We start from the raw sequence: 22,151 nt of genomic DNA on the forward strand, positions 1-22,151 counted from the left end.
GGACTTACCCTTCCCCCCATGAACGAGGCACTGACGACGCTCCTCGAACTGCTCGACCTGGAGCAGATCGAGGAGAACATCTTCCGCGGTACCAGCCGTTCGGCGCTGGTACCGCGCGTCTTCGGCGGCCAGGTCGCGGCCCAGGCCATGGTCGCGGCCGGGCGCACCGTGCCCGAGGACCGCACCGCGCACTCGCTGCACTCGTACTTCCTGCGCGCCGGCGATCCCGGCGCGCCGATCGTCTACGCGGTCGACCGGATCCGCGACGGGCGCTCCTTCACCACCCGCCGGGTCGTCGCCGTCCAGCACGGCCAGCCGATCTTCCACCTCTCGGCGTCCTTCCAGACGTACGAGGAGGGCCTCGACCACCAGGCCGCGATGCCGGACGCGCCCGATCCGGAGACCCTGCCGACGGCCGCCGAGGCACTGCCGGCGTACCGGGAGATCTTCCGCGACCCGGGCACGGTGGAGCGGCTGATCGAAGCGCGCGGCGCCGTGGACCTGCGGTACGCGACGGTCCCGCCCTGGGGCAGCGTCGGCAAGCCGGTCGAGCCGCGCTCGCAGGTGTGGTTCCGTACGGCCGGGAAGCTGGAGAGCGACGACGCGCTCCTGCACACCTGCCTGGCCACGTACGTCTCGGACATGACCCTGCTCGACTCGGTGCTCCTCGCGCACGGCCGGGGCGGCTGGGCGGTCGGCGACGTGGTGGGCGCCTCGCTGGACCACGCGATGTGGTTCCACCGGCCGTTCCGCGCCGACGAGTGGCTGCTGTACGACCAGGAGTCCCCGACCGCGGCCGCCGGGCGCGGCCTCGGCCAGGCCCGGATCTGGACCCAGGACGGTCGCCTCGCCGTGACCGTCATCCAGGAGGGCGTCGTACGCGTCCCGCGCGCGTAACGCCCCCTGCGGTCAGTCCCACCAGAACCCCCAGCACCCGGAATCGGTCACGGCCTCGTCGGCGTACGCGCGGAGGCTGCCCGAACCCTGCCAGACGTTGTCGGGACAGAACGCGAAGTGCTCGGCGGCGACCGGCAGCGCCGCGGCCGTCGTCGGAAGCGGGGCGGCCACCGACAGGTGGAGCTCGTCGAAGCCGAGGGCTATGACGCGGGCGCCGAAGCGGTCCTCCCACGAGCGCAGGACGGTGCTGATGAGGGCCATGTCGTTCTCGTGGTTCACCGGTCCCCGCCAGCCCATCGCGGTGGGTACGTCGGCTCCCCGGCCGGCGGGTACCAGCGCGAGGCGCGGATTGGGCAGGACCCCGTCCCGGATCAGCTCGTCGGCGAGGGCGAGGGCCACCGCCTCCGGGTCCTCCTGCGGGGTCCGGTGCTCCGCCAGGCCCGGCCAGTCACGGCCGAAGGGGGCTATGAGCCCGGCGCCGTCGGGGCCCTCGCCCTCCTCGGGGTCGGGGACGACCCCGGCCCAGAACTCGCGCAGGACCGGCTCGACGTGGTGGTCGTCGGGGTCGGACATCGAGGCGGGGCTCAGCTCGTCGCGCAGCCACCAGCTCTCCAGGCCGCGCCGCTCCTGGAACAGCACCGCCTGAAGGCCCGCGGCGGCCAGGGCGGGACCGCGGCAGGCGGCGAGCGCGCCGACGCCCACGGGCGCGTCGGAGACCCACAGCAGCGGCTCGGGCCGCGACTTGGGCCGCAGCCGCGACCGCCCACCGGGCCGGTCGATCAGCGTGCCCGGCGGCAACTCCAGCCCCAGGGCACGGCCTTGCGGCTCGTCGGCCAGCACGGACAGCGGGTTCTGCGTCTTCGGCGGATTCGGCGAATTCGTCACGCCTTCGACGCTAACCGCCGCCACTGACAACGCCCTTCACCGGAAGGGCCGGCGACGCGTGAAGGGCTACGCCTCGGGCTGGGCCTTGAGTTTGGCCCAGATCGCCTCCAGCGCGGCTATGTCCGCTTCGTCGAGGCGGTCGTCGAAGACCTCGGCGAGGGCCTCGCGGCGGGTGGCGTCGGCCTCCGCGAAGGCGCGGCGGCCCGCCTCGGTGAGGGTGATGCCCACGGACCGGGCGTCCGTCGGGGACGGGACCCGTTCGATCAGGCCGCGGGCCCGGAGCGAATCGGCGACGCGGGAGACCTGGCTGCGGCTGAGCAGGGTCCTGGTGCCCAGCTCGGAGGGGGCGACCGGCTCTTGCTGGACGCTCAGCCACAGCATGACCTCGAACCACGACAACGGCAGGTCGTGCCGGCGCGTGAGCGCCTGGTCGACCTGGGCCGTGAGGGTGGTTCCGGCCCAGACCAGGCCGTAGAAGGCGTGGTCGCGGGCGGTGAGACCGTTCAAGTTGAGATTCGCGTGCGCCATGGAGGAAGGATACCGGGTTGCGTGCACGCGCACACATCGTTAATGTGTGTGTGCACGCACAAATCTAAGGAGCCCCCCCCATGAGCACCAAGACCACCGCCAAGACCGTCCTCATCACCGGCACCTCCTCCGGCATCGGCCTGGCCACCGCGGTCGCCTCCGCCCGGGCGGGCTGGCACACCATCGCCACCATGCGGGACACCACCCGCGCCGACGCCCTGAACAAGGCCGCCGCCGAAGCCGGCGTCGCCGACCTCGTCCAGGTCAAGCGGCTCGACGTGACCGACGCGGAGTCCGTGGCCGCGTGCGTGGCCGAGGTCGTGGCCGAGCACGGGCACCTCGACGCCGTCGTGAACAACGCGGGCGCCGGCTTCGTGGGCACGATCGAGCAGCACGGCATGGAGCAGCTGCGGAACGTCATGGAGGTCAACTTCTTCGGCGTGGCCGAGCTCACCCGGACCGCGCTCCCGCACCTGCGCGCCTCGGGCGGCCGGGTCATCACCGTGACGAGCGTCGGCGGCGTGATCGGCCAGCCGTTCAACGAGTCCTACTGCGCCGCCAAGTTCGCCGTCGAGGGCTTCATGGAGTCGCTGGCTCCGGTCGCCGCGTCCGCGGGCGTCCAGGTGTCCGTCGTCGAACCGGGTGCCGTCGCCAGCGAGTTCGTGAACAACGTCGGGCTCGACATCCCGGCGCTGACCGCGCAGGCGGGTCCGTACGCCCCGGCGCTGCAGGGCTACATCAACCATGCCCTGGAGGTCTTCGGCAGCGACACCGCCCAGACCCCGGAGCAGGCGGCGGCGCCGGTCATCGAGGCGCTGACCGCCGAGAAGATGCCGTTCCGGATCCAGACGTCCGACTGGGCGCGCAACTTCGTCGGCATGAAGCTCGCGGACCTCGACGGCTCGGCCGTCCAGACCGAGATGACGAACTGGCTCGGCTAGTCCGCGCCGCACACGCCGGCGGGGCCCGAGGACGAGGCCCCGCCGCGCCCCTCTACAGCAGGCCGGCCGCCGACAGCAGGTAGGCCACCATCGGGTCGTAGAAGCGCGGGTCGCGGACGTGGTCGTCGAGGGGGACTGCCACCTGGAGGGTGCCCTCCGCCTCGCCGAGGAACAGCGCCGGGTCGTTGCAGTCGGCGTACCCCACCGCGTCCAGCCCGCGCTGCGCCGCGCACCCCGCCCAGCCGTGGTCGGCGACGACCAGGTCCGGCTGGGGGCGGTCCGCCGCCGCCAGGCCGTCCAGGATCGCGGCCATCGGCTCCGGGGAGTGGGTGTGCCACAGCGTGGCACCCCGCTCCAGCACCGCGACGTCCGCGAACTGCCACACCGAGCCCTCGTCCGCCACCAGCCCGGACGGGATCACCACGATCTCGCAGCCCGCCGCGCGCAGCGCCGCCGCCGTCGCCCGGTGGACGTCCAGCAGCCCGCCCGGGTGCCCCGTCGCGAGCAGCACGCTCTGCCGGTCCAGGGCCGCCTTCCGCAGCCGCGCCGCCATCCGGTCCAGGCCGGAGACGGTCAGCTCCGGGTCGATCGTGTCCTGGCCGAAGCGGTACGCGGCGTCGTCGACGACCCCGACCCGCTCCGCCATCACGGCGAGCACGTCCTGCTCGTCCGCCCAGCGGTCGCCCAGCTCCAGACCCAGCCAGTAGTGCCGGTCGCCGTTGGCGAGCTTGCGGTAGTGCGACAGGTTGTTCTCACGGGGCGTCGCGACCTGACCCGAGATCCGGGTGCGGACCAGGTGGTCGACGAGTTCGGCGCGGCTCGGTACATGCGTCTCTATCGGCTTCGGCATGCGGCCCATTCTGCCGCCGCCGGGCCCCCGGCGCCGGTGCCATTTCGACCAGCGGACGCGTCGCCTCACCCTCGCCTCACCCCGACAGCGCCCCGAACGCCCCGTGCGCCAGGCGCCGCAGCAGCGATTCCATCGCCTCCCGGCCGAGCGCCGCCAGGTGCGGGGTGGAGTTGAGCAGGCCGAACACGGCGTGCACGGACACCCGTACCTCCCCCTCGCCGACCTCCGGGTGTAGTTCCCCTACGACCTCCACCCACAGCTCGACGTACTGCCGCTGCAGCTGCCGTACGAGCTTGCGGTCGGCCTCCCGCAGCCGGTCCAGCTCCCGGTCGTGGAGCGTGATCAGCGCCCGGTCGTCGAGGGCGAAGTCGATGTGCCCGTCGATCAGGGAGGCCAGAACGCCCTCCGGATCGCCCGCGGCCTCGGCCACCCGGTGGCGGCCGCCCGTCAGCAGCCGCTCGCTGATCCCGACGAGCAGCTCGGCGAGCATGGCGTCCTTGCCCGCGAAATGGCGGTAGAGCCCGGGGCCGCTGATGCCCACGGCGGCCCCTATCTCGTCCACGCCGACGCCGTGGAATCCGCGCGCGGCGAAGAGGCGGGCGGCCTCGCTGAGGATCTGCTCGCGACGGGTCGGGGCGGCGGCTCTGGAGCTCATGGGAATCCATTCTAGACAGGGCCGTTAGCGCTCGTTAACCTAGGCGGTACATGCGTTAACGCTCATTAACAGCGTGCACCGAGCAAGGGAGCTCGACCGATGCAGCAGGCACCAGTGCTGACGAGCGCCGCGGACCCGGCGTCCGAGGCCTGGCGGACCAACGAGGCCGCCCACCGCGAGCTGACCGAGGGGCTGCGCGCCCGGCTCGACGCGGCCCGGCTCGGCGGCGGCGAGAAGGCCCGCGCCCGCCACACCGCCCGCGGGAAGCTGCTCCCCCGCGACCGCGTGGACACCCTCCTCGACCCCGGCTCGCCCTTCCTGGAGCTGGCCCCGCTGGCCGCCGAGGGCATGTACGGGGGCGCGGCCCCGGCCGCCGGGGTCATCGCCGGCATCGGCCGGGTCAGCGGCCGCGAGTGCGTGATCGTCGCGAACGACGCCACCGTCAAGGGCGGCACGTACTACCCGATGACCGTCAAGAAGCACCTCCGCGCGCAGGAAGTGGCCCTGGAGAATCGTCTCCCCTGCCTCTACCTGGTCGACTCGGGCGGCGCCTTCCTCCCCATGCAGGACGAGGTCTTCCCCGACCGGGAGCACTTCGGCCGCATCTTCTACAACCAGGCGCGCATGTCCGGCGCCGGCATCCCGCAGATCGCCGCCGTCCTCGGCTCCTGCACGGCGGGCGGCGCGTACGTCCCGGCGATGAGCGACGAGGCCGTCATCGTCCGCGGCCAGGGCACGATCTTCCTCGGCGGCCCGCCGCTGGTGAAGGCCGCCACCGGCGAGGTGGTCACGGCCGAGGAGCTCGGCGGCGGGGAGGTCCACTCCCGGGTCTCCGGCGTCACCGACCACCTCGCGGAGGACGACGCGCACGCGCTGCGGATCGTACGGAACATCGTGGCGACCCTGCCCGAGCGCGGGGCCATGCCCTGGTCGGTCGAGGCGCCCGAAGAGCCGAAGGTGGACCCGTACGGGCTGTACGGCGCGGTGCCGGTCGACTCGCGCACCCCGTACGACGCCCGCGAGATCATCGCCCGGATCGTGGACGGCTCCCGTTTCCAGGAGTTCAAGGCCGAGTTCGGCACGACGCTGGTCACCGGCTTCGCGCGGATCCACGGCCACCCGGTCGGGATCGTCGCCAACAACGGCATCCTGTTCTCCGAATCCGCCCAGAAGGGCGCGCACTTCATCGAGCTGTGCGACCAGCGCGGGATCCCGCTCCTCTTCCTCCAGAACATCTCGGGCTTCATGGTCGGCCGCGACTACGAGGCCGGCGGCATCGCCAAGCACGGCGCCAAGATGGTCACGGCCGTGGCGTGCACGCGGGTCCCAAAGCTGACGGTGGTCGTCGGCGGCTCGTACGGAGCCGGCAACTACTCGATGTGCGGGCGGGCGTACTCGCCGCGGTTCATGTGGATGTGGCCCAACGCCAAGATCTCCGTGATGGGCGGGGAGCAGGCGGCCTCGGTGCTCGCGACGGTCAAGCGCGACCAGATCGAGGGCGCGGGCCAGGAATGGCCCGCCGAGGACGAGGAGGCCTTCAAGGCCCCGGTCCGGGCGCAGTACGAGGAGCAGGGCAACGCCTACTACGCCACCGCGCGGCTGTGGGACGACGGGGTCATCGACCCGATGGAGACCCGGCAGGTGCTGGGACTGGCCCTGACCGCGTGCGCGAACGCCCCGCTGGGCGACTCCGCTTTCGGCATCTTCCGCATGTGACGTGAGGACCTCTTCGATGTTCAGCACTGTTCTGGTCGCGAACCGGGGCGAGATCGCGGTACGCGTCATCCGCACGCTGCGGGAGCTCGGCATCCGCTCCGTGGCCGTCTTCAGCGACGCCGACGCGGACGCGCGGCACGTGCGGGAGGCCGACACGGCCGTCCGGATCGGCCCGGCGGCGGCCGCCGAGAGCTACCTGTCGGTGGAGCGGCTGCTCGACGCCGCCCGGCGGACAGGCGCCGAGGCGGTTCACCCCGGGTACGGGTTCCTCGCCGAGAACGCGGCCTTCGCGCAGGCGTGCGCGGAGGCGGGACTGGCCTTCATCGGGCCGCCGGCCTCGGCGATCTCCCTGATGGGCGACAAGATCCGCGCCAAGGAGACGGTGAAGGCGGCGGGCGTGCCCGTGGTGCCGGGCTCTTCGGGCAGCGGGCTGTCGGACGCCGAACTCGTCGCGGCGGCCGAGGCGATCGGCATGCCGGTGCTGCTGAAGCCCTCGGCGGGCGGCGGCGGCAAGGGCATGCGGCTGGTCCGCGAAGCCGGTCTGCTGGGCGAGGAGATCGCGGCGGCGCGCCGCGAGGCACGGTCCTCGTTCGGCGACGACACCCTGCTCGTGGAGCGGTGGGTGGACCGGCCGCGGCACATCGAGATCCAGGTGCTGGCGGACGCGCACGGGAACGTGGTGCACCTGGGTGAGCGCGAGTGCTCGCTCCAGCGGCGCCACCAGAAGGTGATCGAGGAGGCCCCGTCGGTCCTGCTCACGCCGGAGCTGCGGGCCTCGATGGGCGCGGCGGCGGTGGAGTCGGCGCGGTCGTGCGGGTACGTCGGCGCGGGGACGGTGGAGTTCATCGTCCCCGGCGGGGACCCGTCCTCGTACTACTTCATGGAGATGAACACCCGGCTCCAGGTGGAGCACCCGGTGACGGAGCTGATCACCGGGCTGGACCTGGTGGAACAGCAGCTGAGGGTCGCGTCGGGAGCCCCTCTCGGGTTCGCGCAGTCCGACGTCCGCCTGACCGGGCACGCGATCGAGGCCCGCGTCTGCGCGGAGGACCCGGCGCGCGGGTTCCTGCCGTCGGGCGGTACGGTCCTGGCGCTGTCGGAGCCGTCGGGCGGGTCCGTACGGACGGACTCCGGGCTGGTGGCGGGCGTCGACACGGGGTCGACGTACGACCCGATGCTGTCGAAGGTGATCGCGTACGGGCCGGACCGGGCGGCTGCCCTCCGGGTGCTGCGGGGTGCGCTCGCGGACACCGTGATCCTGGGTGTCCAGACCAACGCCGGCTTCCTGCGGCGGCTGCTGGCCCACCCGGACGTGGTCTCGGGCAACCTCGACACCGGCCTGGTCGAGCGGGACCTCCCCTCTCTCCTCCCGGAGGGCGTCCCGGACGAGGTGTACGCGGCCGCGGCACTGCTGTCCGTCCCCCACCCCGCCCCTTCCCGAAACCCTGCCGGGGGCTCGGGGAACCCGGGCTGGGTGAACCCCTTCGGGGCGGCCGACGGCTGGCGCCTCGGCGGGACCCCGGCCTGGACGGTCCGCCACTTCCGCCTCCCGGGCCAGGACCCGGTCCGGGTCCACACCCGTCCGGCCCGGCCGGGCTCCGGCTCCGGCCTTGCCACGGAGCTCCTCGTGGCCGCCGGCGCACCGGCCCGCGGCCGGATCGTCGCCCTCACCGCCGACCACCTCACGGTCGAACTGGACGGCGTCACACACCGCTTCGCCTACGCCGCGTCCCCGGAGGGGGTCTGGCTCGGCCGCGACGCGGACAGCTGGCACGTCCAGAACCACGACCCCGTCACCGCATCCCTCGGCGGGAGCGCAAGGGCCGGCGCCGACACCCTCGCCGCCCCCATGCCCGGCACGGTCACCGTCGTCAAGGTGGCCGTCGGGGACAAGGTCGTCGCGGGCCAGAGCCTGCTCGTCGTCGAGGCGATGAAGATGGAGCACGTCATCTCCGCCCCCCACTCCGGCACGGTCACCGAGCTGGACGTCTCCCCCGGTACCACCGTCGCCATGGACCAGGTCCTGGCCGTCGTCACCCCGGACGAGGAAGAGAAGGAGGAGGGCGCGTGAACGGGCTGCCCATGACCGTCCCGGCCCCCGAACTGCCGGCCCGCGTCCGCATCCACGAGGTCGGCGCCCGCGACGGGCTGCAGAACGAGAAGACGGCCGTACCCACCGCGGTCAAGGCCGAGTTCATCCACCGGCTGGCCGCCGCCGGCCTCACCACCATCGAGGCCACCAGCTTCGTGCACCCCAAGTGGGTGCCCCAGCTGGCCGACGCCGAGCAGTTGTTCCCGGAGCTGCACGACCTCGCCGGGGTGCACCTGCCCGTCCTCGTCCCCAACGAGCGCGGCCTCGACCGCGCGCTCGCCCTCGGGGCCACCCGTATCGCCGTCTTCGGCTCGGCCACCGAGACCTTCGCCTCCCGCAACCTCAACCGGACCGTCGCCGAGTCCCTCGCCATGTTCGAGCCCGTCGTGGCCCGCGCCAAGGAGGGCAAGGCGCACGTCCGCGGCTACCTCTCCATGTGCTTCGGCGACCCGTGGGAGGGGCCGGTCCCGGTCCACCAGGTGGTCCGGGTGGCCAAGGCCCTGCTCGACCTCGGCTGCGACGAGCTCAGCCTCGGCGACACCATCGGCGTCGCCACCCCGGGCCACGTCCAGACCCTCCTCAGCGAGCTCAACGAGGAGGGCGTGCCGACCGACCGGATCGGCGTGCACTTCCACGACACCTACGGCCAGGCCCTGTCCAACACCCTCGCCGCGCTCCAGCACGGGGTGAGCACCGTCGACGCCTCCGCAGGCGGCCTCGGCGGATGCCCGTACGCGAAGAGCGCCACCGGCAACCTCGCCACCGAGGACCTGGTGTGGATGCTCGACGGCCTCGGCATCGAGACCGGCGTCGACCTGGCCGCCCTCACCGCCACGAGCGTGTGGATGGCCGAACAGCTGGGACGCCCCAGCCCCTCCCGTACCGTCCGCGCGCTCTCCCACAAGGAGTAACGAAGACCATGTCCCTCGACCACCGGCTCACCCCCGAGCACGAGGAACTCCGCCGTACCGTCGAGGCGTTCGCGCACGACGTCGTCGCCCCCAAGATCGGCGACCTGTACGAGCGGCACGAGTTCCCGTACGAGATCGTCCGCGAGATGGGCCGCATGGGCCTGTTCGGCCTGCCCTTCCCGGAGGAGTACGGCGGCATGGGCGGCGACTACCTCGCCCTCGGCATCGCCCTGGAGGAGCTGGCCCGCGTCGACTCCTCGGTCGCGATCACGCTGGAGGCGGGCGTCTCGCTCGGCGCCATGCCCATCCACCTCTTCGGCACCGAGGAGCAGAAGAGGCAGTGGCTGCCGAAGATGTGCTCCGGCGAGGTGCTCGGCGCCTTCGGCCTGACCGAGCCGGACGGCGGCTCCGACGCCGGCGGCACCCGCACCACGGCCGTCAAGGACGGCGACGAGTGGGTGATCAACGGCTCGAAGTGCTTCATCACCAACTCCGGTACGGACATCACCGGCCTGGTCACCGTCACCGCCGTGACGGGCCGCAAGGCGGACGGCCGCCCGGAGATCTCCTCGATCATCGTCCCGTCCGGCACCCCGGGCTTCACGGTGGCCGCGCCGTACTCCAAGGTCGGCTGGAACTCCTCGGACACCCGGGAGCTGGCCTTCGACAACGTACGGGTGCCCCTGGCCAACCTGGTCGGCCAGGAGGGCCGCGGCTACGCCCAGTTCCTGCGCATCCTCGACGAGGGCCGTATCGCGATCTCGGCGCTGGCCACCGGCCTGGCCCAGGGCTGCGTGGACGAGTCGGTGAAGTACGCGAAGGAGCGCAAGGCCTTCGGCCGGGCCATCGGCGACAACCAGGCCATCCAGTTCAAGCTGGCGGACATGGAGATGCGCGCCCACATGGCCCGCATCGGCTGGCGTGACGCGGCCTCCCGCCTGGTGGCCGGGGAGCCGTTCAAGAAGGAGGCGGCGATCGCGAAGCTGTACTCCTCCACGGTCGCGGTGGACAACGCCCGGGACGCCACGCAGATCCACGGCGGCTACGGGTTCATGAACGAGTACCCCGTGGCGCGCATGTGGCGGGACTCCAAGATCCTGGAGATCGGCGAGGGCACCAGCGAGGTGCAGCGCATGCTGATCGCCCGCGAGCTGGGCTTCGCCGGGTAATACGCAGTACGGAGTACGCCTCGCCGCGCAGGCGGACGTGGACCGCCGGGCCGGGATCGGTCCGGCGGTCCGTCCCGTTCCTACACCTGCTCCACCTGCTCCCGCTCCGCCTCGGAGACGAAGGGCTGCAGGAAGTTCGCGATGTGCTGCTCCACATCGGTGATCCGCTGCTCGAAGGCGTAGAGCTGGTCCCGCATGCCCGCCTTGGCCTGCTCGTCCTGCCGGGACTCCTCTATGTTGCGCTGGACGATGCCGATGAGGTCCTGGAGCTGGAGGTGGAGCGTTCCGCTGATTCCGCCCCACATCTCGCGCAGATCGGCGGCGCGGCTGCCCGCGTACTGACGGGCGGTCTGGGCCGCCGAGTCCTTCACGTGGGCCGCGAACTCCTCCGCCGCGCGCGTCTGCAGCTTGCCGTCGGCGAAGAAGATCGCCCCGGAGGCCAGGAGCGGTCCGACGGCCGCGCCGATGGCCACCGCCACGCCGACCGGTGGAACGGCCAGGCCCAGGCTGATCAGACCGGCCGCCGCGGCGGCGGTCGTCCCGCCGGCGACCACCGCACCGCCGCCCGCGCCGAGCGCCATGAGCGAGCTGGGGCGGAACATCAGCGGCACGTCGTCACGGTGGCGGCGCCCGTCGCGCCTGTTGCCCTTGCCCGCCGCGATGGCCAGCGTGTAGATCAGGTAGTTCTGGTCCCGTTCCGACTGTGATCCGGTGAGTTCCGCGCGGAGCTTGTCGAGGAGGGACGCGTGCGCCCGGATCAGCGGTTCGAGCTGGCGCACGAGGTCGGCCTGCCGCTGCTCGATGACCTGGTCGAGTTCCTGGGCGCAGAAGACCTGCATGCGTTCCTGGAGCTGGACCGTGTACGCGTCCATCAGCTCGTGCTGGGCGGCGACGCGGCCGCCCTTGGTGAAGGACCGGACGGCTCGGCTCAGGCGCCCCGGGCCGGTCGTGACGTGCCACTCGCCGATCTCGCGGCTGATCTCGGTCAGGAACGCGGAGAATCTCAGCTGCAGTTCGTTCTCGATGCCCTGGATCTTGCCGCCGACGATGTCGCGGATCGCGTCGGCGCTGGCGCGCAGCTGGTCCTGGGTGGACTGGCTGCGGTCGAGGAGCTCACGCAGCTCCGCCGTCGACTTCATCAGGACCGCGCCCTCGTCGTGCAGGCGCACGCGCAGGTTGACGGCGTTGTGGCGCAGGAACTCGGCGAGCCGCACGAACTTCACCCGGGCCGCGTCGCGCATGCAGAAGACCTCCAGGGCGGACTCCAACTGCCCGATCCCCGAGGCCGTCAGCTTCTCTTCGTCGCCGTCGATCCGTGAGCGCAGGGCCTGCAGGGCGCTGACGAAGAAGACGTCGGGGGCGGCGGAACCGGATTCCCCGCTGAGCTCGGCGACCGCGTTGCGGCAGCGGCTCATCACCTCCGCCCGTTCCTCCTCCTCGATCCGGTCGAACTGGTTCACCACGAAGAAGATGTCGCGGTGCCCCAGCTTCCGGACCCGGGTGAGGTAGTTCTCGGTCTCGTGGAGGGTGAACGGCCGTCCCGCGTCGGTGACGAACACGACGGCGTCCACCTCCTCCAGGTACCGCAGGGTCACCAGCTCGCGGTCGGAACTCTCGTTGATCCCGGCCGAGTCCACGATCTCGACGGATCTGCGCAGCAGCTCCAGTGGCTGCTCGACGACGGCCAGCGCGAAGGACGGCTTCCGGGGTGCGCCGTGCGCGTCGATCTGGAGGGCGACCTCCCGCTTGAACTCCTCCGTCGTGACGGCCGTCTCGGCGCCCCGCCGGTCCCCGTCCCGGTAAAGCCAGGCCCGCTCCGTCTCGCCCCAGCGCAGGACGGTGGTGAAAGCGGTGGCCGGATTGGCCTTGGTGGGCAGCAGGCGCTTGCCCAACAGGGCGTTGATCAGGGTGCTCTTGCCGCTGCTGAACTCGCCGAGCACCATGATGCGGAAGGTCTCGCGTTCGAAGACCGCCCCGTTGATGCCGAGATCCAGTGGCCCGCCCGGGGTGCCGGGCGGGGCGATGACGGCCGCGGCCTCGCCGGCCACCTGCTGGAGGCGCTGGTAGTACGAGCGCAGCGTTCCGATGTTCTCGCTCCAGCCGCGGAACTGCACGGCCGGTGATTCCTGGCCGGCCGTTAACCGCCGGTTCTCGTGCGTCATCAGGCCCCTTCCAGGGGAGAGAGGTGAGCGTGCACGGAGCGGCTCAGCGTCCGCGCCGTGTTCTGCAGTGAACGCCAGTGGTCGAGTGACTCCGGCTGGGCGGCGACGGCCGTCGTGTGCAGCCGCCACCACTGCTCGTCGCGCTCCCGCGCCCGGCTCAGCAGGTGGTCGTAGGCCTGGCCGATGCGCGCCTCGGTCCGCGCCACCTGCTCCGTGAACGCCGCCTCGACGATCCGCTCCAGGTCGTCGATGGCGCGTTCACGGCGCTCCGCCTGGCCGTGTTCGAGCGCCTCCGTCACCAGCGCCGTACCGGCCGCGCCCGCGATCTGCCCCACGGCCTCGGCGGACAGGGGCGTCAGCACGCTCTCGATGGCGGTGCCGACGAACTCCGGCAGCCAGGACGCGTCCCAGCCGGTGGCGTTCTGCGATTCCGCGGCGGCGGCCTCCTCGGCGACTCCGGGCAGGGCCGCGGCCGGTACGACCCGCCCGGCGCCGGGGGCGGCCAGTCCCTGGAACAGTTCCTCGCCGGGCCGGTTGCGGAGCAGGACGGCGCGCAGCCGGCGGGTGTCCTCTTCCAGCGCCCGGTCGACGGCCCCGGTGATCCACGCCTCGAAGTGCTGGAGGGCCTCGGCGGTGTACGGGATCGCGTGGAGGCGGATGAAGTGCTGCTCCTGCGGCGTGTCCAGCATCCGGGAGAAGCGCGCGGCGAGTTCGCGCGCCGCGGCGGTCCGCCGCTTGCGCGCCTCGGCGGCGATCGTCTGGACGAGGGTGGCGCGCCAGTCCCCCGCGTCGGCGCTGAGCACGATCCAGTGGAAGCGGGCGCTCTCGTGGGCCGTGTGCCAGATCTGGGCGGCGCGCGTCCGGACCGGGTCGGGCCGGTGCACGTCCGCGAGCGCCCGTTCCGCGGCTTCCTCCACGAGGGCGCAGGTGGCGGCGAGGAGGTGCAGCCTGCGGATGGTCCGCAGCGCTCGGCGCAGCCGGATTCCGGCCAGGTGGCCCAGGACCGCGCGGAGCGGGTCGACGCCGTCGGGCTCCGCGGCCCCGGGTGCCGTGCCGGGTGCGGGGACCGGGCCGGACAGCACCAGCGCCTCGGGGGCCAGGACCGAGACGAGGTGGTTGACGCGGCGCAGGATGTCGGCCGCCTCGTCCTCGACTTCGGCGAGCTTGGTGACGACGACGGCGAGCGGAGGGCTGTGCGGTGCTGCCGCGAGCGCCTTGATCCGGGCCTGTTCGGTGGCGAGCATCGCGCGGCGCGCCTCGGTGACGACGACCACCACGTCGCAGTCGCCGACGATCCGGGCGAGGGCGGCGGTGTCGGGCCGGCGTACTCCGGACCAGCCCTCCCAGCCGGGGGTGTCGACGAGCTCCACACCGGTACGGGCCGGCCAGGACCCGGTCGGCACCTCGACCCGTACGGTACGCAGGCCGGTCGGCCCGGGGCTCTCGGGACCCGGGGGCCCCGACTCCCCCGACTCCCCCGACTCCACGGCGAACGGGCGTACGACCACGGGCGGCCCGTCCGTCGCGTGCACGGACACCGGCACGCACACCGTGCCGATCAGCTCGTTGACGAGGCGGGACTTCCCGACGTTGCTGCCACCGATGACGCAGATCCGGGCCCGCGGGGATTCCGCGCGGCGGGCCGTGCGGCGGATCAGCGAGGCGGCGGAGTCCGCCCCGGCCCGGTCCGCGAGCAGGGCCACCTGTTCGGCGAGTTCAGCCTGCCGCAGCTCACGTTCGTGCTCCTCCGTACCGGCCACCGCGCCGCCACCCCACCCCGTCAGGACCTCCCGGCAGGGCCATGATGCCAACGGATGGAGCCGGGCGCCGCCGGTTCGACGGGAAGACCCCCGCGTACGAACGGGGAAGAAGGCACCCGGGAAAAACTTAGGCCCCCCTTACCAATTCCAGCCAAGGTTAGGCTAACCTTCCCTCCGAACGGCCCCGTGGCCGCCCGGCACGCACGAAAGCGGACATAGACATGCCCAAGTCCCGTACCACCCACCTCTCCCGCCGCGGTCTCATCGCCGCCGGCGGCGCTCTCGGCCTCGTCGCGGCCCTCACCGCGTGCGGCGGATCCGACTCGGCGAAGGGCGAGGCGGGCGACAAGGACAAGGGCGCCGCCGCCTCGGGCCCCTGGACCTTCAAGGACGACCTCGGCAAGGACATCAGCCTCAAGGCGAAGCCGAAGAACATCGTCGCGTTCACCGGCACCGCCGCCGCGCTGTACGACTACGGCATCCAGGTCAAGGGCGTCTTCGGCCCGACCAAGACCGCCGACGGCAAGCCCGACGCGCAGGCCGGCTCGATGGACATCTCCAAGGTCGAGATCCTCGGCAACGTCTACGACGAGTTCAACGTCGAGAAGTACGCGGCCCTCCAGCCCGAGCTGCTCGTCACCAACACCTGGGACGGCACCTACTGGTACGTGCCCGAGGCCTCCAAGGACAAGATCCTGAAGCTGGCCCCGCCCGCCGCCATCGGCGTCGGCGGCGACGTCTCCATGGACAAGGCCCTGGAGCGCACCGCGGACCTCGCCAAGTCCCTCGGCGCCGACCTGAACTCCAAGACCGCCGCCGACGGCAAGGCCCGCTTCGACGCCGCGGCCGCCAAGGTCCGCGAGGCCACCAAGGCCAACCCGGGCATCAAGGTCCTCGTCGGCTCCGGCTCCGCCGACCTGTTCTACGCCTCCACCCCCGACACCTCGGCCGACCTGAAGTACTTCAAGTCCCTGGGCGTCGAGTTCATCACCCCGGACAAGCTGGACGCCGGCGGCTTCTTCGAGAGCCTCAGCTGGGAGAACGCCGGCAAGTACAAGGCCGACCTGGTCCTGCTCGACAACCGCACCGGCACCCTGCAGCCGCAGGAGCTGAAGGCCAAGCCGACCTGGGCCGAGATGCCCGCCGTCAAGGCCGGCCAGGTCGCCCCGCGCGTGACCGAGCCGATCTACTCGTACGAGAAGTGCGCCAAGATCCTGGAAGACCTCGCGAAGTCCATCCAGAGCGCCAAGAAGGTCAGCTGACCCTCGGCAGGCCCACCGGCCTCCGGCGCCCCGACCAGGCGCCGCCTTCACTCCCAGGGGGACTCTCCGCATGACCGCCACCGCGTCCGACACGACTGCCCCCGAAGCCGTCCCGGCTGCCGACCACTTCCGGTTCTTCGAACTCGAAGTGCTGCGCACCCGCCGGCTCGGGCACTCGTTCCTGCGGGTCACGTTCGGCGGGGAGTCCCTCGCGGGCTTCCGCTCGGGCGGCTACGACCAGAGCCTCTCGCTCTTCCTGCCGCCCGCTCACGAGCAGCACACCGTGCTCCCGTCCACCGACGAGGACACCTGGTTCGGCGCCTGGCGCGCGATGCCCGACGCCGACCGCCCGGTGATGCGCTCGTACACCGTGCGCGAGCAGCGCCGCACGCCCGGGGGCGCTGACGAGGTCGACATCGACTTCGTCCTGCACGGTGACTCCTCGCCCGCCTCGCACTGGGCCGGACGGGCCGTCACCGGCCGCCGGATCATGGCGATCGGCCCGGCCGTCGCGGAGAACAAGTCCGTACGGTTCCGGCCACCGGCCGCCACCGACGCGCTGCTGATGTACGCGGACGAGACGGCGCTGCCGGCGGCCGCCGCGATCCTGGACCGGCTCCCCTCCGGCACCCGGGTCGCGGCCTGGTTCGAGGTCCCGCACGCCGACGACCGGATCGACCTCCCCACCCCCGCCGACGCGGACATCACCTGGATCGTGCGGGAGAGCGGCGCGGGCAAGCAGCGCACCGAGCGCGTGCTGGAGGCGCTGCGGGCAGCGGAACTCCCGGCCGCGCAGGCTCCGTACGTCTGGCTCGCGGGCGAGGCCGGCACCGTTCGGGCGGTCCGCAGGCACATCGTGCAGGAACGTTCCATCGACCGGCGCACGGTGCGTTTCACCGGCTACTGGCGTCTCGGTGCGAGCGAGGAGGAACTCCTCGCCGAGACGTACTCGGGACAGGCCGCCAGCGAGGACCCCTCCTCGGCGCTGTAGCGCCAACTCCCGCTATCCACACCCCTGTTGAGAGATGGGCCCCGGCTTTTGGCCGGGGCCCATCTCTATTTGGCGCGACACTTAGGTTAGGCTAACCTAAGGGACGCCTTCCCCACCCCCCTCTCCCCCTGCCCGGAGGAACGTTGATGCGCTCGCATCTGCTGAATGAGACGACCGCGGACCTGTACCGGCGTTCCGTCACGGAAGGCGTCGAGCGCGTCGCCGCCAAACTCGCGACCACGGAACGGCCCCACACCGGCATATCCGTCGACGAACTCGCCCCGGTCATCAACGGGATCGACCTGGACCGGCCGCTCGAAGACCCGGCCGCCGTCCTCGACGAGCTGGAAGAGGTCTACCTGCGCGACGCGGTGTACTTCCACCACCCGCGCTACCTGGGCCACCTCAACTGCCCGGTCGTCATCCCCGCCGTCCTCGGCGAGGCCATCCTGTCGGCCGTCAACTCCTCCCTGGACACCTGGGACCAGTCCATCGGCGGCACGCTCATCGAGCGCCGCCTGATCGACTGGACCGCCGAGCGCATCGGCCTCGGCCCGGACGCGGACGGCATCTTCACCTCCGGCGGCAGCCAGTCCAACTTCCACTCCCTGCTGCTGGCCCGCGACGAGGCCTGCCGCACGGTCATGCAGCGCAGCGAGCGCCCCCTGGCGAAGTCCGAAGTCCTGCCGAAGCTGCGCATCTTCACCTCCGAGGCCAGCCACTTCAGCGTCAAGAAGTCGGCCGCCATGCTCGGGCTCGGCTACGAGGCCGTCATCGCCGTCCCGGTAGACCGCAACCGCCGTATGGACACCTCCGTGCTCGCCCTGGAGCTGGAGAGCTGCGTCCGCGAGGGCCTGTTCCCGATGGCCGTCGTCGCCACCGCCGGCACCACCGACTTCGGGTCCATCGACCCGCTCCCCGAGATCGCCCGCCTCACCGCCGAGCACTCCACCTGGATGCACGTGGACGCCGCGTACGGCTGCGGACTGCTGGTCTCCCCGACCCGCCGGCACCTGCTCGACGGCATCGAGCACGCGAACTCGGTCACCGTCGACTACCACAAGTCGTTCTTCCAGCCGGTCAGCTCCAGCGCGATGCTCGTGCGCGACCGCGAAACCCTCAAGCACGCCACGTACCACGCCGACTACCTCAACCCCCGCCGCATGGCGGAGGAACAGATCCCCAACCAGGTCGACAAGTCCATCCAGACCACGCGCCGCTTCGACGCGCTCAAGCTCTGGATGACCCTGCGCACCATGGGCGCGGACGGCGTCGGCTCGCTCTTCGACGAGGTCATCGATCTGGCCGCCGCGGGCTGGGACATCATCGACGCCGATCCCCGCTTCGAGGTCGTCGTCCGCCCGCAGATCTCCACCCTGGTCTTCCGCTACGTGCCCGACGGTGAGGTCCGTGCGGACCTCGTCGACGAGGCCAACCTGCACGCCCGCAAGGCGCTGTTCGCCTCCGGCGAGGCCGTCGTCGCCGGCACCAAGGTGGACGGGGACCAGTACCTGAAGTTCACCCTCCTCAACCCGCAGACCACGACGGCCGACATCGCGGCCGTCCTCGACCTCCTCGCCGCACACGCCGAGCAGTTCCTGGGAGAATCCCTTGCCGTCCACCACTGAGCCCCACGACTTCATCGGTATCGGCCTCGGTCCCTTCAACCTGGGACTCGCCTGCCTGACCGCGCCGATCTCCGAGCTCGACGGCCTCTTCATCGAGTCGAAGCCGCACTTCGAGTGGCACGCCGGGATGTTCCTGGACGGCGCCCACCTGCAGACGCCGTTCATGTCGGACCTGGTCACCCTGGCCGACCCGACCTCGCCCTTCTCCTTCCTGAACTACCTGAAGGACAAGGACCGGCTGTACTCCTTCTACATCCGGGAGAACTTCTACCCGCTGCGGACCGAGTACAACGACTACTGCCGCTGGGCCGCCGACCGCCTCGACAACGTGCAGTACTCCACCTCCGTCACGGAGGTCACGTACGACGAGCGGGCCGAGGTGTACGAGGTCCACACCGACCGCGGCGAGACCCACCGCGCGCGCCGCCTGGTCCTGGGCACCGGCACCCCGGCGTTCGTCCCGCAGGCCTGCGCCGGCCTGGGCGGCGACTTCACGCACAACTCCGCGTACATGCAGAACAAGGCGGAGCTCCAGCGGAAGAAGTCGATCACGCTCATCGGCTCCGGCCAGAGCGCGGCCGAGATCTACCACGACCTGCTGTCCGAGATCGACGTGTACGGCTACCAGCTCAACTGGGTCACCCGCTCCCCGCGGTTCTTCCCGCTGGAGTACACGAAGCTGACGCTGGAGATGACCTCGCCGGAGTACGTGGACTACTTCCACGCGCTCCCCGAGGAGACCCGCTACCGGCTCGAAACCCAGCAGAAGAACCTCTTCAAGGGCATCGACGGCGAGCTCATCAACGCCATCTTCGACCTGCTCTACCAGAAGAAGGTCACCTCGCCGGGCCCGGTCCCGACCACCCTGCTGACCAACACCTCGCTGAACTCCGCGGCGTACGACACCACCACGGGCACCTACACCCTGGGGCTGCGTCAGGAGGAGCAGGAGCGCGACTTCTCCCTCGCCACCGAGGGCCTGATCCTCGCGACGGGGTACAAGTACACGCTGCCGGAGTTCCTGAACCCGGTGCGCGAGCGCCTCGCCTTCGACGGCCACGGCCGCCCCGACGCGGCCCGCAACTACAGCATCGACGTGACCGGCCGCGGGGTCTTCCTCCAGAACGGCACGGTGCACAACCACTCCATCACCTCGCCCGACCTGGGCATGGCCGCGTACCGCAACGCGTACATCGTCGGAGAACTCCTCGGCCGCGAGTACTACAAGGTCGAGAAGTCCATCGCGTTCCAGCAGTTCGCGGCCCCGGAAGGCACCCACGCATGAGCACCACCACCGAAAACCTCTACACGCGCAACGACGCCGTCCTCGGCAGCTTCGCGATCCGCCCGCTGGACCCCTTCGCCGACGCGGAACTGCTCCACGGCTGGGTCACGCACCCCAAGGCCTCGTTCTGGATGATGCAGGACGCCTCGCTGCCGGACGTCGAGCGCGAGTACATGCGCATCGCCGCCCACGAGCACCACGACGCCTTCATCGGCCTCCACGAGGGCCGCCCGGCCTTCCTGATGGAGAAGTACGACCCGAGCCGGCTGGAGCTGGTCGGCCTGTACGAGGCGCAGCCCGGCGACGTGGGCATGCACTTCCTCGTCGCGCCGGGCGAGCGGCCGCTGCACGGGTTCACCCGCGCCGTGATCACCACGGTGATGGCCGCGCTGTTCGCCGACCCGAAGACCGAGCGCGTCGTGGTGGAGCCGGACGTGGAGAACACGGCGGTGCACGCCCTGAACGAGGCGGTCGGCTTCGTCCCCGACGGTCCGGTCCAGAAGCCCGAGAAAACGGCCCTGCTGAGCTTCTGCACCCGCGCGCAGTTCGAGGCGGCCACCGGCCTGACGGGAGCCTCCATATGAGCCTCGCCGACGCGATCTCGCACCTCTCCCCCGAGCTGTGGGCCCGCGCGAACCGCGCGCTGGTCCGCAAGGCCCTGGCGGAGTTCTCGCACGAGCGCCTGCTGACCCCGGAGCCGCTCGACGGCGCCGCCTCCGCCACCGGCACCGCGTACTCGGTCCTGAGCGACGACGGCTCGGTCGAGTACCGCTTCACCGCGGCCCGCCACGCCCTGGACCACTGGGCGGTGGACGAGGCCTCGATCATCCGCCTCAAGGACGGCGCCGAGCTCCCGCCGGACGCCCTCGACTTCCACATCGAGATGCGCGAAGCCCTGGGCCTGAGCGCGGAGGTCCTGCCGGTCTACCTGGAGGAGATCTCCTCCACGCTGGCGGGCTCGGGGTTCAAGTACACGAAGCCGCAGGTCCCGTCCGCCGTGCTGGCGAAGTCCTCCTTCCAGGACATCGAGACGGGCATGACCGAGGGCCACCCCTGCTTCGTGGCCAACAACGGCCGGCTCGGCTTCGGCGTGCACGAGTACCTCTCGTACGCCCCGGAGACGGCGAGCCCGGTCCACCTGGTGTGGGTGGCGGCCCGCAAGGACGTCTCGACCTTCACGGCGGGCGCGGGCCTGGACCACGACGCGTTCATGCGCGCCGAGCTGGGCGAGGAGGCGATCGCGGGGTTCGCGGCGCAGCTCGACGCCCTGGGCCTGGACCTGGCGGACTACCACCTGCTGCCGATCCACCCCTGGCAGTGGTGGAACAAGACCACGGTCACCTTCGCGGCCGAGATCGCGAACCGCCGCCTGGTGCTGCTGGGCGAAGGCTCGGACGCGTACCTCGCGCAGCAGTCGATCCGTACGTTCTTCAACACCAGCGCCCCGAAGAAGCACTACGTCAAAACGGCGATCTCGGTGCTCAACATGGGCTTCATGCGCGGGCTGTCCGCCGCGTACATGGAGGCCACCCCGGCGATCAACGACTGGCTGCACCAGCTGATCGAGGGCGACGAGGTGCTGCGGTCGGTGGACTTCTCGATCATCCGCGAGCGCGCGGCGATCGGCTACCACCACCGCCAGTACGAGCGCGCCACCGACCGGTACTCCCCGTACCGCAAGATGCTGGCCGCCCTGTGGCGCGAGTCCCCCGTGGAGTCGCTGCAGGAGGGCGAGCGCCTGGCCACGATGGCCTCGCTGCTCCACGTGGACGCGGACGGCAGGTCCTTCGTCGGCGCGCTCATCGAGGAATCGGGCCTGACCCCGGCCGAGTGGCTGCGCCACTACCTGCGGGCCTACCTGGTGCCGCTGCTGCACTGCTTCTACCAGTACGACCTGGCGTACATGCCGCACGGCGAGAACACGATCCTCGTCATCGAGAACGGCGTGGTGAAGCGGGCGATCTTCAAGGACATCGCCGAGGAGATCGTGGTCATGGACCCGGACGCGGTCCTGCCGCCGGCGGTCGAGCGGGTCCGGGCGGACATCCCGCAGGACATGAAGCTGCTGTCCGTCTTCACGGACGTGTTCGACTGCTTCTTCCGCTTCCTGGGCTCGATCCTCGTCTCGGAGGGCATCTGCGAGGAGGACACCTTCTGGCGGGCGGTCGCGGACTGCGGCCACGACTACCAGGAGTCGATGCCGCAGCTCGCGGAGCGCTTCGAGCGGTACGACCTGTTCGCCGAGGAGTTCCAGCTGTCCTGCCTGAACCGGCTCCAGCTGCGCAACAACAAGCAGATGGTGGACCTCGCCGACCCGGCGGCCGCCCTCCAGCTGATCGGCACCCTCAAGAACCCCGTCGCGCCTTACGCATCGCGACGGTGATCAAGGGGGCGGGTGCGCTGCCGAATACGGTCCCTC

At 71.4% G+C, this 22,151-nt stretch carries 18 protein-coding genes; 12 read left to right on the plus strand and 6 right to left on the minus strand.

The annotated features are described in order from the left end of the window. The first annotated feature begins 18 nt into the window (after nucleotides 1-18). Nucleotides 19-897, plus strand: coding sequence for an acyl-CoA thioesterase (locus ACIQU4_RS28840; RefSeq protein WP_385577790.1), 879 nt, complete (start codon nucleotides 19-21; stop codon nucleotides 895-897). Between the two features lie 12 nt (nucleotides 898-909). Here the strand turns inward: ACIQU4_RS28840 and ACIQU4_RS28845 are convergent, their stop codons facing one another. Together ACIQU4_RS28845 and ACIQU4_RS28850 are read right to left on the minus strand one after the other, a co-directional pair. After that, nucleotides 910-1,782, minus strand: a complete 873-nt coding sequence (locus tag ACIQU4_RS28845; protein ID WP_403736648.1) for a DUF4253 domain-containing protein — start codon at nucleotides 1,780-1,782, stop codon at nucleotides 910-912. Nucleotides 1,783-1,848: 66 nt separating this feature from the next. Beyond that, on the minus strand, nucleotides 1,849-2,310 hold the full coding sequence (locus ACIQU4_RS28850; RefSeq protein WP_403736651.1) for a MarR family winged helix-turn-helix transcriptional regulator: 462 nt from the start codon (nucleotides 2,308-2,310) through the stop codon (nucleotides 1,849-1,851). A gap of 80 nt (nucleotides 2,311-2,390) precedes the next feature. On the opposite strand from ACIQU4_RS28850, the gene ACIQU4_RS28855 reads away from it, so the two are divergent. Then, nucleotides 2,391-3,251 carry an SDR family NAD(P)-dependent oxidoreductase gene (locus ACIQU4_RS28855; protein ID WP_403736653.1) on the plus strand — a complete coding sequence of 287 codons (861 nt, stop codon included), beginning with the start codon at nucleotides 2,391-2,393 and terminating at the stop codon, nucleotides 3,249-3,251. 52 nt (nucleotides 3,252-3,303) lie between these two features. Here ACIQU4_RS28855 and ACIQU4_RS28860 read toward each other — a convergent pair whose 3' ends face one another. Both ACIQU4_RS28860 and ACIQU4_RS28865 read right to left on the minus strand, forming a co-directional pair. Next, nucleotides 3,304-4,110, minus strand: coding sequence for a phosphatase (locus tag ACIQU4_RS28860; RefSeq protein WP_403736656.1), 807 nt, complete (start codon nucleotides 4,108-4,110; stop codon nucleotides 3,304-3,306). 67 nt (nucleotides 4,111-4,177) lie between these two features. Continuing rightward, nucleotides 4,178-4,756: a TetR/AcrR family transcriptional regulator gene (locus tag ACIQU4_RS28865; RefSeq protein ID WP_403736659.1), complete on the minus strand. Its 579-nt coding sequence runs from the start codon at nucleotides 4,754-4,756 to the stop codon at nucleotides 4,178-4,180. Between the two features lie 99 nt (nucleotides 4,757-4,855). On the opposite strand from ACIQU4_RS28865, the gene ACIQU4_RS28870 reads away from it, so the two are divergent. The 4 genes from ACIQU4_RS28870 to ACIQU4_RS28885 are packed head-to-tail and all read left to right on the plus strand — an operon-like array spanning nucleotide 4,856 to nucleotide 10,644. Then, nucleotides 4,856-6,472 carry a carboxyl transferase domain-containing protein gene (locus ACIQU4_RS28870; protein ID WP_403736662.1) on the plus strand — a complete coding sequence of 539 codons (1,617 nt, stop codon included), beginning with the start codon at nucleotides 4,856-4,858 and terminating at the stop codon, nucleotides 6,470-6,472. Between the two features lie 16 nt (nucleotides 6,473-6,488). After that, complete coding sequence (locus ACIQU4_RS28875) at nucleotides 6,489-8,543, plus strand: acetyl/propionyl/methylcrotonyl-CoA carboxylase subunit alpha (RefSeq protein ID WP_403736664.1); 2,055 nt, start codon at nucleotides 6,489-6,491, stop codon at nucleotides 8,541-8,543. Between the two features lie 11 nt (nucleotides 8,544-8,554). After that, nucleotides 8,555-9,475 carry a hydroxymethylglutaryl-CoA lyase gene (locus tag ACIQU4_RS28880; protein ID WP_403737113.1) on the plus strand — a complete coding sequence of 307 codons (921 nt, stop codon included), beginning with the start codon at nucleotides 8,555-8,557 and terminating at the stop codon, nucleotides 9,473-9,475. Between the two features lie 8 nt (nucleotides 9,476-9,483). Continuing rightward, nucleotides 9,484-10,644, plus strand: coding sequence for an acyl-CoA dehydrogenase family protein (locus tag ACIQU4_RS28885; RefSeq protein ID WP_385577813.1), 1,161 nt, complete (start codon nucleotides 9,484-9,486; stop codon nucleotides 10,642-10,644). Nucleotides 10,645-10,724: 80 nt separating this feature from the next. Here ACIQU4_RS28885 and ACIQU4_RS28890 read toward each other — a convergent pair whose 3' ends face one another. Further along, nucleotides 10,725-12,806, minus strand: a complete 2,082-nt coding sequence (locus tag ACIQU4_RS28890; protein WP_403736666.1) for a dynamin family protein — start codon at nucleotides 12,804-12,806, stop codon at nucleotides 10,725-10,727. Beyond that, nucleotides 12,806-14,566, minus strand: coding sequence for a GTPase (locus ACIQU4_RS28895; protein WP_403736669.1), 1,761 nt, complete (start codon nucleotides 14,564-14,566; stop codon nucleotides 12,806-12,808). Before ACIQU4_RS28895 ends, ACIQU4_RS28890 begins: the two co-directional genes overlap by 1 nt. Nucleotides 14,567-14,787: 221 nt before the next feature. On the opposite strand from ACIQU4_RS28895, the gene ACIQU4_RS28900 reads away from it, so the two are divergent. The 6 genes from ACIQU4_RS28900 (at nucleotide 14,788) to ACIQU4_RS28925 (ending at nucleotide 22,115) form a co-directional block, all read left to right on the plus strand. Next, nucleotides 14,788-15,828: an ABC transporter substrate-binding protein gene (locus tag ACIQU4_RS28900; protein WP_403736671.1), complete on the plus strand. Its 1,041-nt coding sequence runs from the start codon at nucleotides 14,788-14,790 to the stop codon at nucleotides 15,826-15,828. Nucleotides 15,829-15,898: 70 nt separating this feature from the next. Continuing rightward, on the plus strand, nucleotides 15,899-16,819 hold the full coding sequence (locus ACIQU4_RS28905; RefSeq protein ID WP_403736674.1) for a siderophore-interacting protein: 921 nt from the start codon (nucleotides 15,899-15,901) through the stop codon (nucleotides 16,817-16,819). Nucleotides 16,820-16,965: 146 nt separating this feature from the next. Next, a complete protein-coding gene (locus tag ACIQU4_RS28910) occupies nucleotides 16,966-18,447 on the plus strand; it encodes a pyridoxal phosphate-dependent decarboxylase family protein (RefSeq protein ID WP_403736676.1) in 1,482 nt (493 codons plus the stop codon). After that, nucleotides 18,431-19,732, plus strand: a complete 1,302-nt coding sequence (locus ACIQU4_RS28915; RefSeq protein WP_403736678.1) for a lysine N(6)-hydroxylase/L-ornithine N(5)-oxygenase family protein — start codon at nucleotides 18,431-18,433, stop codon at nucleotides 19,730-19,732. Before ACIQU4_RS28910 ends, ACIQU4_RS28915 begins: the two co-directional genes overlap by 17 nt. Beyond that, nucleotides 19,729-20,316 carry a GNAT family N-acetyltransferase gene (locus ACIQU4_RS28920; RefSeq protein ID WP_403736681.1) on the plus strand — a complete coding sequence of 196 codons (588 nt, stop codon included), beginning with the start codon at nucleotides 19,729-19,731 and terminating at the stop codon, nucleotides 20,314-20,316. The genes ACIQU4_RS28915 and ACIQU4_RS28920 overlap by 4 nt, the downstream gene beginning before the upstream one ends. Next, on the plus strand, nucleotides 20,313-22,115 hold the full coding sequence (locus ACIQU4_RS28925; protein ID WP_403736684.1) for an IucA/IucC family protein: 1,803 nt from the start codon (nucleotides 20,313-20,315) through the stop codon (nucleotides 22,113-22,115). Before ACIQU4_RS28920 ends, ACIQU4_RS28925 begins: the two co-directional genes overlap by 4 nt. The last annotated feature ends 36 nt before the right edge of the window (nucleotides 22,116-22,151 follow it).

The organism is Streptomyces sp. NPDC090741, assembly GCF_044769045.1.
Classification (GTDB): Bacteria; Actinomycetota; Actinomycetes; order Streptomycetales; family Streptomycetaceae; genus Streptomyces.

What these genes read in the sequence shown, in the direction of transcription:
- ACIQU4_RS28905 (WP_403736674.1), top strand. Translation starts at nt 15,899, where the DNA reads ATGACCGCCACCGCGTCCGACACGACTGCCCCCGAAGCCGTCCCGGCT.
- ACIQU4_RS28920 (WP_403736681.1), top strand. Translation starts at nt 19,729, where the DNA reads ATGAGCACCACCACCGAAAACCTCTACACGCGCAACGACGCCGTCCTC.
- ACIQU4_RS28900 (WP_403736671.1), top strand. Translation starts at nt 14,788, where the DNA reads ATGCCCAAGTCCCGTACCACCCACCTCTCCCGCCGCGGTCTCATCGCC.
- ACIQU4_RS28850 (WP_403736651.1), bottom strand. Translation starts at nt 2,310, where the DNA reads ATGGCGCACGCGAATCTCAACTTGAACGGTCTCACCGCCCGCGACCAC.
- ACIQU4_RS28870 (WP_403736662.1), top strand. Translation starts at nt 4,856, where the DNA reads ATGCAGCAGGCACCAGTGCTGACGAGCGCCGCGGACCCGGCGTCCGAG.
- ACIQU4_RS28925 (WP_403736684.1), top strand. Translation starts at nt 20,313, where the DNA reads ATGAGCCTCGCCGACGCGATCTCGCACCTCTCCCCCGAGCTGTGGGCC.
- ACIQU4_RS28840 (WP_385577790.1), top strand. Translation starts at nt 19, where the DNA reads ATGAACGAGGCACTGACGACGCTCCTCGAACTGCTCGACCTGGAGCAG.
- ACIQU4_RS28855 (WP_403736653.1), top strand. Translation starts at nt 2,391, where the DNA reads ATGAGCACCAAGACCACCGCCAAGACCGTCCTCATCACCGGCACCTCC.
- ACIQU4_RS28885 (WP_385577813.1), top strand. Translation starts at nt 9,484, where the DNA reads ATGTCCCTCGACCACCGGCTCACCCCCGAGCACGAGGAACTCCGCCGT.
- ACIQU4_RS28875 (WP_403736664.1), top strand. Translation starts at nt 6,489, where the DNA reads ATGTTCAGCACTGTTCTGGTCGCGAACCGGGGCGAGATCGCGGTACGC.
- ACIQU4_RS28880 (WP_403737113.1), top strand. Translation starts at nt 8,555, where the DNA reads ATGACCGTCCCGGCCCCCGAACTGCCGGCCCGCGTCCGCATCCACGAG.
- ACIQU4_RS28890 (WP_403736666.1), bottom strand. Translation starts at nt 12,806, where the DNA reads ATGACGCACGAGAACCGGCGGTTAACGGCCGGCCAGGAATCACCGGCC.
- ACIQU4_RS28860 (WP_403736656.1), bottom strand. Translation starts at nt 4,110, where the DNA reads ATGGGCCGCATGCCGAAGCCGATAGAGACGCATGTACCGAGCCGCGCC.
- ACIQU4_RS28865 (WP_403736659.1), bottom strand. Translation starts at nt 4,756, where the DNA reads ATGAGCTCCAGAGCCGCCGCCCCGACCCGTCGCGAGCAGATCCTCAGC.
- ACIQU4_RS28910 (WP_403736676.1), top strand. Translation starts at nt 16,966, where the DNA reads ATGCGCTCGCATCTGCTGAATGAGACGACCGCGGACCTGTACCGGCGT.